Origin of the sequence: Protofrankia sp. Cj3 (genome assembly GCF_917627355.1) — a bacterium.
Lineage (GTDB): Bacteria > Actinomycetota > Actinomycetes > Frankiales > Frankiaceae > Protofrankia.
This window is the reverse complement of the sequence record NZ_CAKJTR010000035.1, coordinates 12270-22274: the sequence shown is the minus strand read 5'-3', so window position 1 is coordinate 22274 and position 10005 is coordinate 12270. Positions and strand designations below refer to the sequence as shown.

Here is a 10005-nt window from a genome sequence, read left to right as displayed (position 1 = left end):
AGCCGAAGAAGTTGAGGTGATGGGCGTCGTTCGCGTCGGTGGCCGCCGCGGCGACCGCGGACTCCAGATGCGCCCGCCACCAGTCCTCGGCCGAGTCGGCATCTCCGCCGCACAGCAGGGAGACGAGGTGTGCGTGTTCGCCGTGGGTGCGCAGGTTCACGGAGCTGATGTCGGCTCCCGGCTCGGCGGAGGACCTGGCCATCCGATCGGCGCACCCGACCTGGCCGGTGTGCGTTTCGATCATCCAATAATATTGACGCAGTGTGACGGCAACAGACTTGATCTGGGTCGCGTCAGCGATCGCCAGGTGGAACCGTGTCGTCGCCTTGGCGAAGGCGGCGGGGTTTGTCAGCGTCGCCTCCTCCCCGACCAGCGCGGCCTTGAGGGTCTGCAGGACATCGGGATCGCTTCGCTGGGCCACCCGGCGGGCCAGCGGCGGCTCGATCAGACTCCGTGCCTGGTGGATGTCGCCGAGATGCACTTCCCGGTGCTGAAGCAGTAAGGCCGTGTAACGGGCAGACTGATCGACCGTGGGCGCACATACCTGTGGGCCTGTCCGGGAACCTCGGCGGGGCCGGATGAGCATCTCCGACTCCAGGACGCGCAGCGCCTCACGCAGGGTCGGCCGGGATACGCCGAACCGTGACATGAGCTCCGCTTCCGGGGGAAGGAAGTCGCCCGTCCGCAGGTCGCCAATTATGATCATACGGCGAATGCGGGTCGCGACCAGCTCGGTAAGCTTCGGCCCGCGTTCCAGCGGAGCCGTGAGATCATCACTTTTAGTGATCACTTCAAATGCTCCCTGTTATGGAGATTTTCACCACTTTAACAAATATTTAAGGATGAATTATCATGGTTTGTCCGGGCGGCCGTGGCCGGGATGGCGCGACGCCCGGCGGTGACGCGAAAATCATGATCGTATTATGGTCGACTGGCCAGGCTGTCTCCGCTGGGCATCGATCGCTTCGAGCACCATCCATCAGACACGCTCTAGCGGCCGGTGAAGTTCGGTGGCCGGCGCTCGTTGAACGCGTTCACCGCCTCAGAAAGATCATGGGATGGGAGGAAGGCGGCATTCCAGGCCCGGACATAGCGCAGGCCGCTGTCGACCGCCGCGCTGCGGGCCGCGTCCAGAACCTCCTTGACGCCCTCGACGACCAGCGGCGGATTGGCCGCGACCTCGTCGGCGAACGCATGGGCGGCGGCGAGCGTCGCGGCCGGGCCTGGCAGGACGTCATTGACCAGCCCGATCCGTTCGGCGCGGATCGCGTCGATGTCCTTGCCCGTCAGGGCGAGCTCCCGCAGGTGGCCGTCCCCGATGATGGCCGGCAGGCGTTGCAGGCTGCCCAGGTCAGCGACTATGCCGACTTTCACCTCTCGCACGCTGAACATCGCGTTGGCGCTCGCGTAGCGGACGTCGCAAGCGGCCAGCAGGTCAACCCCGCTGCCGATGCACCAGCCGCTGATCGCGGCCGCGACGGGCTTGCGGCAGTTCGCGACCGCGGTAAGCGCACCCTGTAGGGCGCGCAGCTTATGCAGCATGCGGGTGCGGCCATGGGCGAGACCGACGTCGGTGCCATTCGGCCCGATGATCCCCTCGAGCATGGTCCGCAGATCCAGGCCGTAGCAGAAGTTGTCCCCGGACCCGGTGAGGACCACGGCGCGCACGCTGTCGTCAGCGTCCAGCGCGGCGAACACCACCGGGATCTCGCGCCAGAACTGCGGACCCATCGCATTACCCTTGCCGGGGCCCAGCAGGGTGACCTGGACCACTGGGCCACGCCGCTCGAGCCGCACTGACAGCAGCGACGGCGCAGGCGGATCGGTGAACACGTATGGCTCCAGAATGATCTGTTCGTAACCGGTCGCTCCTTCCCGCACCGAAGCGGCGCCGCCGTCGGCATCGCTGCCGCTGCCGTCGAAGGCATTTGCCGTTCTCTCATCTGTCGCGGTCATTGGAGTCCCTCCGCTGTCGGCTGCCCCGGGCTCTGGTGACGCCCGGGACAGCCAGGTGTTTTGCCGCAGCCCATGCGGTGGTGAACAGGTTCGTCAACACCGGTCCTGTTGCTGATCGAATCAGTGTGGCATGCAGGCTACCGTTGGGTAGCAACAGCCATCCTGGCGTGTGGGAAACGCGATCGCCCTTGATGAGATCGGTTGGGAGGCTCCGGCAACAGGCCTGCCCGGCTCGCGCCGCACGCACCCCAGCCCCGCTCCTTGATCCACACCACTGTTGCCGGGCGCTCGTACGCCAGCGGTTGCCGAGGGTGATCGCGGCCATGGCGAACCCGCGGGCCCAGGGGAGTGATACCGATGTCGGCGTGTGCCGAGAAGATCATCGATAGAGGACGGCGCTGGCGCTGCCGGCGAAGCCCGGCGACTGGGCCAGATAGTCCATTGCCGAACGCGAGCGCAGGGTGAGGTCCAGCGTTGCCGCCACGCAGTTGTTGTAGGAGTTCACGATGAGCTTGCCCTGGACTCGGATCGCCGAACTGGCCACATCGGTCAGGAACAGGTCCGCCACACAGCCGAGCTCCGGATAGGAGGCCCGTCCGACGTTGTCCCCGATGTCGCCGTTGGTCAGCGAGATCTTCACCGTGTACGCGGCTGATCCAGACTGGCCCACGCTTCCGGACCAGGATCCCGGGAAACCGGAAGGCATGTCGTAGGTTCGCGCTGGTGCTGTGGGCGCGGGCGCCGCCGAGGACTGTTGTGCGGCGGGGGACCGGGCGACACCTCCGGCAGCGCCGCCGTTGCCCGTTCCGGCGGCGCTGCCCGAGCCCGGGCCGCTCGCGGTTCTCAGGGCGATCTCGGTCGTTGGCGGGGCGGTCGGCGCCTCCAGGCTTGGCGCCGCGGCCGACGCGGTCGGAGCAGCCGTCGCGGCGGGGCTGTGGCTGGTTGCCGTGCCGCCGCTTGCCACCGGTGGCCGTGCGTTGATGGTCGCGGTGTTCTGGGTGGTGGTAAGCGTGAGCGCCGCGGCACCGGCGGCCAGCAGCGTGACCGCGACCACAGTGATGATCGCGGTTTGCCGGCGCCGTCGACCGGCCGGTCGCTTCCGCCCGCTCAGGACGTCATCGTGTTGGCGGACCCAGCCGGCGGCGGTCGGCGCCTGACTGGCCCCTGTGCCGCCGGGCTCCGGTATGAAGGGCGAGATCTCGACCGGTGCGGCGAGGTCGAGCGTGCCGGTGGCACCCGCCCGGCGCGGGCTCACGATCGTCGCGTTCGCGGGGAGCAGCGCGGTCGCCCCGTCGTCCGGCTCGGCAGGCGCAGGCGCAGGCGCAGGCGCAGGCGCATCGTGATCGGCGTTACGCGGCGAGCGGGCTGGCTGCTGGAATCCGGAACTCGCGAGCAGGGCCAGCCCGCTTTCGGACCCGGCCGCGGTGGGACGGGCCGCCGGGTCCTTCGCGAGCATCCAAGAGATCATGTTCCACAGTGCCGGCGGGATGTCGGCAATGGGCGTGGGCGCGTCCTCCATGTGGGCACGCAGTAACGCGATCGGGTGCGGCCCGGAGAACGGCGGATCACCGGCCAGGAGCTCGTAAAGCATGACTCCCGCGCTGTAGACGTCGGCGGCCGGTTGCGCGTGCTCGCGCTGTGCCAGTTCCGGTGCCATGTAGAGCGGTGTCCCGATCGCGCCGGTGAGGCGGGTCAGCGACCGGCCGTGGGCGAGCCTGGCCACGCCGAAGTCGGTGAGCCGCGCTTGTGGATCAGCTGGGTCGGTGACGTCGATGAGGACGTTCGCGGGCTTGAGATCACGATGGACGACGCCGGCCGCGTGCACAACCGTCAGCGCGCGCAGCACCTGACAGGTCAGCGCGACTGCCACCGGGACGCTGAGCTTTCCCCGGTCCCGGAGATAGACCCTGAGGTCCACGCCGTTGACGAGGTCCATCACGATCGCGAGGGTGTCACCCTCGACCACCAGGTCGCGGACAGTGACGAGATGCGGACTGTTGAACCCGAGCAGCGCGGATCGTTCCTGGACGAACCTGGCGACCACCTCGGGGTCGTCCGCGAGTTCCGCGCGCAGGACCTTCACCGCCACCTGACGATCGCCGCCCACCGTGGATCCCCGCCAGACCTGGCCGAACGCGCCCCGGCCGATTGGTTCATGCAGCACATAGCCAGAGCCAAGTTTCCGCACAGCACGAGCCCCTTCCCCGGAAAATCCCACTCATCACACCATCTCGGTGACGGGTGATGTCCAGGTGGATGGATCGCGAGGCTGCGGGAGGAGGCGTTCTGTGGTGGGCGATGCCGCGTCCCCTGGTGCCGCCGGTGCCGCGAGCGTTGCCGGTCAGATGTTGAGTTCTTCCTTGACCAGGTGGTTCCAGGTGACGGCTCCGACGATGCCGTCGACATCGCTCCCGACACTGCGTTGGAACCCTCGTACCCAGGCGTCGGTCAGCGGGCCGAAGATCCCGTCCACGGGGAAGGGGTGCGCGGGATCCCCGGTGCGGAAGTTCGCCTGGTCCTGAACGGCGCGCACCGCGTCGCCCTTTTCGCTTCGGTCGCCCTCGCGGACAGTGATGATGAGCGATGGCCAGGTCTGGTCGCCTACGGCGCCGTCAGTCGTGAGCCCCCGCAACGACTGGAACTCGCGAACCGCCGTCTCGGTCCGCGGCCCGAAGTTCCCGTCGATGGCGACGGTGTATCCGTGCGCGCGAAGAAGGTACTGTACGGTACGTACCGCTTCGCCTATTTTGCCGTTCTTCTGCATGGGCCAGGTCAGTGCCATGGTCGGCCTCCTTCGGCGCGTGGTCCTGGCGGCGACATCTGGAAGCCACCATCACTTCACTATAAGTGATGATTCAATTCCTGTCAGTCGCATTTCAGGGTCGGGCGACGAACGCGGTCCGCCTCGGAGAGCGTTTCCTCGTTGATCCTGTTTGGGTTCGTCCATGGACGCTGGGCTGGTAGGCGGCGGTGCAGCAGCGGCCCGGTCCGCAGTGACAGGTAGGCGAGAGCCGAGGCCGGGATGGGCAGCCAGAAGTTCGCCAGCCGCCAGGTCACCACCCCCAGCAGGGCGATGGCCCGGGTCGTGCTGAAACCCACGAGCGTCGGTACGAGTACTCCTTCGATGATCCCGAGCCCACCCGGTGTGATGGGGATAGCTGCCAGCACGTTGGCGAGCCCATAGGCGATCAGAAGACCGTCCAGCGCCGTTGCGTGACCGTAGGCATACAGAAACACCCACAGAGAAGCGGCGTCAAGTAACCAGTTCGCGGCCGCCCACAGTGTCGCCCTGATGAGCAGGGGCCGGTCCTTGCCGAGGACTCGAAGGCGATCGGCGAGGGTGCGGACAAGATTTTCGGCGCCGCTCGGTGACACCCCTGGCAGGCGGCGGGCGATGGCGCGGACGATGCGGACGGTCCGTTCGCTCCCACGGGTGAGCAGCACCACCCCGATGAACACCGCGCCGATCACCAGTGTCCCCACCACGGCCGCTGTTCCGTAGATCGGGTTGGCGCCCCGGGTGGGAATCGAGATCAGGAGGCCGATCCACAGCATCACGTTCAGGACAACCGCTGAGCCGGCGCCCTGAATCGCCGCGGCGGACACCGCTTCGGACGCGCCAATTCCGGCACTGCGTTGCAGGCGGTAGCGAAGTGCGCTCGCGGTGGCGGCGCCTCCAGGTAGCATATGGCTGACGCCGAGCGACGTGAGATCGATGCGCGTCAGCGTCCACAGTGACGGCCGGTCTTCGCGGGCAAGCACGCTGCGAGTGAGCATCGCATACGCAAGCAGGGAGGCGGCCTCTAACAACAGGCCGACAACGAGATAGGCCGCCTCAACTCCGGACAGTGTTTCCAGAGCTTTCCGGGCACCCGCGAGCTGCGGCAACAGCGCGTATTCGATCACTAGTAGGAGCACTATCGCAGAGGCTCCACGCCGTAGCCACATCGGTACCCTTAGTGACATCATGCATCCATGCTGTCGGATATCGAGGCCGCCATACGCGTTTTGTTACCGAAGGTAACCAAATTGTAGTGCTTGGGCCGAATACGGTATCTCGCTGATAGCTGTCTCGGGGATCGCCGGGAGAGGGCCGTCGGCCTGGGGGCGGGCGCGACCGATGGCGCGGCCCTCCATTGCGCGGGCAGCCCGGACTCGGACAGCAGGGCTCATGGTGACCCGACGGTGGGCTGTCCTATGTCTGATCCATGTTCACGCACCGGCCCATCATCCCGGATTCGGATACTCGTGAAGTTGGCGCGGGCAGCTGTCGCACCGGGTGCGTGCGGTAATGAAGCTATTTGGTTACCCTTCGTATTGACATTGTGTGTATGGCGTTCTTGGCGAGCCGCGTCAGCGGGTGTCCTGGGCAAACATACGCGAAATGCTCAACAGTGCGTGACGGATCACATGACGTGATGGATCGCATGACGTGATGAATCACACGATGTGACGGATCACATGGCGCGAGTGGATATGGCGACCATCGCCCACGTGGCGACTGCCCGCGGGCCGGGAGCGGCTGGGCGGGCGGCACACTGGCGGGGTGGATGTCACGTGGTGGGGGCACAGCACGGTTGGGATCCAAGACGCCGGCACTCGGCTGCTCACCGATCCCGTCCTCGGGATGCGGGTCGCGCACCTGCGCCGGCGTGCTGGCGCGCGTCCCGCGGCCCAGGCAGCGCAGGTCGACGCGGCGGTCGTCTCTCACCTGCACGCCGATCACCTTGACATCCCCTCGTTGCGGTTGCTGCCGCCGGCTGTGCCGATCCTGGTCCCGCGCGGCGCCGCGGCCCTGCTGCGCCACCGGCATCCGGCGCTTGCGGAACGCTGCGTGGAGATGGTGCCGGGGGACCAGGCCCGGATCCCGGCGCCGGACGGCGGCGGCGGTCTGGACGTGCTGGCTGTCCCCGCCCGCCACGACGGATCCCGCGGCCCGTGGTCGCGTCACCGCGGCCCGGCCCTCGGCTTTGTGATCACTGGTACCGCCACAGCCTGGTTCGCCGGGGACACCGCCCTGCACGACGCGATGGCCGATCTTGCCCCGCTCGGCATCGATCTCGCTCTCGTCCCGGTCGGCGGGTGGGGACCCAGCCTCGGCCCCGGGCACATCGACCCGGCCGGCGCGGTGGAGGCGGTGCGGCGGGTGATACCGGCGGGCCAGCCGGTCCCGGCGATGGCCGTGCCCATCCACTACGGGACGCTCTGGCCGATAGGCTTCGACCGCGTCCGGCCCGATCGTTTTCACGAGCCCGGACGCGAGTTCGCCCGCCTGGCCGATGCCGCTCAGGTGCCCGCCGAGGTGCGGCTACCCGCACACGGGGTGGCGGTAACCGTGCCAGGCGGCACCCGCACCGGCGCGGCGCCGGCCGGCACCGGTCAGGACGACGCGGGTCAGGACAGCACCGGTCAGGACGACGCGTTCCCGGTTGCTTCCGCCGACAAGGACTGATCGTTTTCGGCGGTGCGGGCTGCCGGGAAGGGGTCCCGGCGCAGCCCGAGCTGCTCCAGCCACTGGATGAGCTGGCGGTGGATCGCGTCCGGCCCCTCGATCGGACCGCCCGGGGCGGGCCAGGCCGCCGGGTACAGGAGCACCGCGCGGGTCTGGTCCCCGCCGATCCCGCCGTGACAGCCGACCAGCTCCTCGAAGGCGGCGACCTCGCGGGTTCCCGGGTCCACCCGGCTCACCACGACGATGTCACCGACATGGTCCATCCGCTGGTGGCGCAGCAGGTCCGCCGCGGCCCGCGAGCCGTACCCGAGCAGGGGGCTGGCCCCCTCGACCACGCCGGTGTCCAGGAAGACGCGCCCGTGGGCACCGAAGGCGACCGGACCATGCCCATGGCAACGGACGACCACGAACCCGACGCCGGGATGGTTGACCAGGCCCCGTACGAGTGCCGGGTGCAGGAACTCCAGGTGGTCGAGATCGGCGCGGCCGGCCACCTGCGGCAGGTAGACCATGGCCAGGTTCCCGGACGCGACGACGACGAGATCTGGGCGTTTCGGGTCAAGCGTGACCTCGAGCCTGGACGGGCCAAACGTCACCTGGCCGTCGTCGATGCGGCGCCGGAGTATGCGCCGGCTTGGCCCGTCACCGGTGTCACCGCCGGTAACCTCGGTGAGCAGCGTGTTCACCGGGCCCCAGTCCTCGGCGGTGCCGGTCGCGGCGGTCGCGGCGGCGCCCGGGGTCAACAGGTCGCGGACGGTGTCGGGGAAGGAGCGTCCATAGCGCTGGCGGAACGTCGCGCCCTGGCTCTGGCCGTGATCGGAAAGAGCGACGAACATGTACGGGCGTCCCACGTTCGCCGCGACTCGCTCCAGCGTTGCCAGCACCCGGTCGATGCCCTCCAGGGTCTGCAGAGACTCCCGCCGATTCGGCCCGGCATGGTGGGCCACCTCGTCATAGTCGACGAAGTCGCAGAACACCACGGGCGCGCCACGGGCCATCTGTTCGGCGATGAAGGTGACGTTGAGATCACGCAGCAGGACGTTGGTCAGCCCCCGCAGCGCGATGTACGAGCCACCGCGCCGGACGCGGGGGAAGATCCTGTCCCGGCGCTGCTTGCGGGCCTGGTGCACCTCTTTAATCATTTCGCCGACGGTGAGGACCAGCGATCGAGCGAATCCCTGTGGGCTGGCCGCGAACGACGCGTACCCGCGGGCACGCCGTCCCGGTAGCCCAGCCTGACTGACGGTGAGCAGACTGTGCGGGGCGTCCCCGGAGAAGACGTTGCTGATGCTCACTCCGCCGTCAGCAAGCAGCCCGCGTCCGTTGCTGAAGCCGCGTTCGAGCTCAGCGGCGTCGCGCGGCCGGTTGGTGACGATCAGTCGTCCGGTGTTCTTTTCGTACCAGCGGAAGGCAGGGATGTGACGGGACGCGCCGTGCAGGATGCCGGCCTGGCTGGTTGGGGTTGTCGAGGGCATCCCGGTGTGCCACTCGACGAACCGGTGCGACCCCGAGCGCACCCAGCGGCTCAGCGTCGGCAGGTTCCCGGCGGTGACGGCCCATCGCAGCAGCGGCGCGGACAGGCCGTCGATCTGCACGATGACGACCCCCGGGCCGTCGAACGGGATGCCACCGCCGCCGTACCGGGCAACCTGGCGCATGATCTCACCGATGAACGTCTCGTCGCTGCCCGCGTCGGCCAGCCAGCCGACCATCGCGGCGATCACCGCGGTGGTCCAGGCGACGCCGATGGCCGCGCCGAAGCCGTGAAAGGCGACGTCCGGTTCGATGCGCAGCGCCACGTAGATCACGAGTGTCTGCGCGAACAGGCCGATGAGCAGCACCGCGATCCCGCCCAGGGCGACCGCCAGCGCAACGAGGATGGGCCGCAGCACCGCGCCGACGACCGCGAGAATGGCAACCAGACGGATCAGCCCAGCGAGGCTGTCCACCTCGATGCCGGGCAGGAAGGCGAACGCCAGGGCGAGCGCCAGCCCGCTCGCGACGGCCGACCGGATGACCCGCAGCAGCCGCCGTGGCGTCGGTTTCATCCCGCGCAGCACCACGCCGCCGAGGCGCAGCCGCCCGCGCAGGAGCCGGCCGACGACGGCCAGCCGGGCCCGGCGGCGTCCGGACAGGTCCGCCTGCCCCGCCGTACCGGGGACGGTGCTCGGGGCACCGGTACGATCCGCAACCATATCCAGCGCAGACTAACCGGCAGAGACGCGATCTCATGATCGTTCAGGAGTCGTCAACCGGATGTCCGCCGGGTTGTTGTGACCTGGACTCCGAAGCGGCGCGCTGGCGTGCGTCCCCGGTCGCCCCGGCGGTGCGCGCGCGTCACCTTCGCCTTGGTTGGACCGCGGTGGACCGCTCTATCACGCACCATGGAAGACACGTCCGGACTGCCCGGTGGCGCTGGTGGGGCCGCTGGCCGGGGAGCGGGGTGATCAGATCGAGGTGGGCGGAGCGGCGCGGCGAGCCGACGGGCGGGAGGGCGTGGTGGGTGACACTCGCGTCCCCTCGGCCGCGTGCGGCCCGGCTCCGGAGCGGCCATCGGCCTGCGGGACCGTGGACGGCGCCAGCGCGACGGCCCGGGG

Annotated in this window: 8 protein-coding genes; 2 read left to right on the top strand and 6 right to left on the bottom strand. The window is 68.7% G+C overall.

Annotated elements, in window-relative coordinates:
• From MJ783_RS07110 to MJ783_RS07090, 5 genes are all read right to left on the bottom strand, one after another.
• Window positions 1–790: FadR/GntR family transcriptional regulator (locus MJ783_RS07110; RefSeq protein ID WP_239309368.1), on the bottom strand; the 790-nt coding region annotated here is incomplete at its 3' end.
• Between the two features lie 200 nt (window positions 791–990).
• On the bottom strand, window positions 991–1956 hold the full coding sequence (locus MJ783_RS07105; protein WP_239309367.1) for a crotonase/enoyl-CoA hydratase family protein: 966 nt from the start codon (window positions 1954–1956) through the stop codon (window positions 991–993).
• 379 nt (window positions 1957–2335) lie between these two features.
• Window positions 2336–4120: a serine/threonine-protein kinase gene (locus MJ783_RS07100; protein WP_239309366.1), complete on the bottom strand. Its 1785-nt coding sequence runs from the start codon at window positions 4118–4120 to the stop codon at window positions 2336–2338.
• Window positions 4121–4297: 177 nt separating this feature from the next.
• A complete protein-coding gene (locus tag MJ783_RS07095; RefSeq protein WP_239309365.1) occupies window positions 4298–4738 on the bottom strand; it encodes a peptidoglycan-binding protein in 441 nt (146 codons plus the stop codon).
• Window positions 4739–4821: 83 nt separating this feature from the next.
• On the bottom strand, window positions 4822–5874 hold the full coding sequence (locus MJ783_RS07090) for a YbhN family protein (RefSeq protein WP_239309364.1): 1053 nt from the start codon (window positions 5872–5874) through the stop codon (window positions 4822–4824).
• A gap of 628 nt (window positions 5875–6502) precedes the next feature.
• Here MJ783_RS07090 and MJ783_RS07085 point away from each other — a divergent pair.
• Window positions 6503–7408, top strand: a complete 906-nt coding sequence (locus MJ783_RS07085; protein ID WP_239309363.1) for an MBL fold metallo-hydrolase — start codon at window positions 6503–6505, stop codon at window positions 7406–7408.
• Here MJ783_RS07085 and MJ783_RS07080 read toward each other — a convergent pair.
• Complete coding sequence (locus MJ783_RS07080) at window positions 7366–9603, bottom strand: phage holin family protein (protein ID WP_239309362.1); 2238 nt, start codon at window positions 9601–9603, stop codon at window positions 7366–7368. The two genes, MJ783_RS07085 and MJ783_RS07080, sit on opposite strands and share 43 nt — an antisense overlap.
• A gap of 214 nt (window positions 9604–9817) precedes the next feature.
• On the opposite strand from MJ783_RS07080, the gene MJ783_RS07075 reads away from it, so the two are divergent.
• Window positions 9818–10005: hypothetical protein (locus tag MJ783_RS07075; protein ID WP_239309361.1), on the top strand; the 188-nt coding region annotated here is incomplete at its 3' end.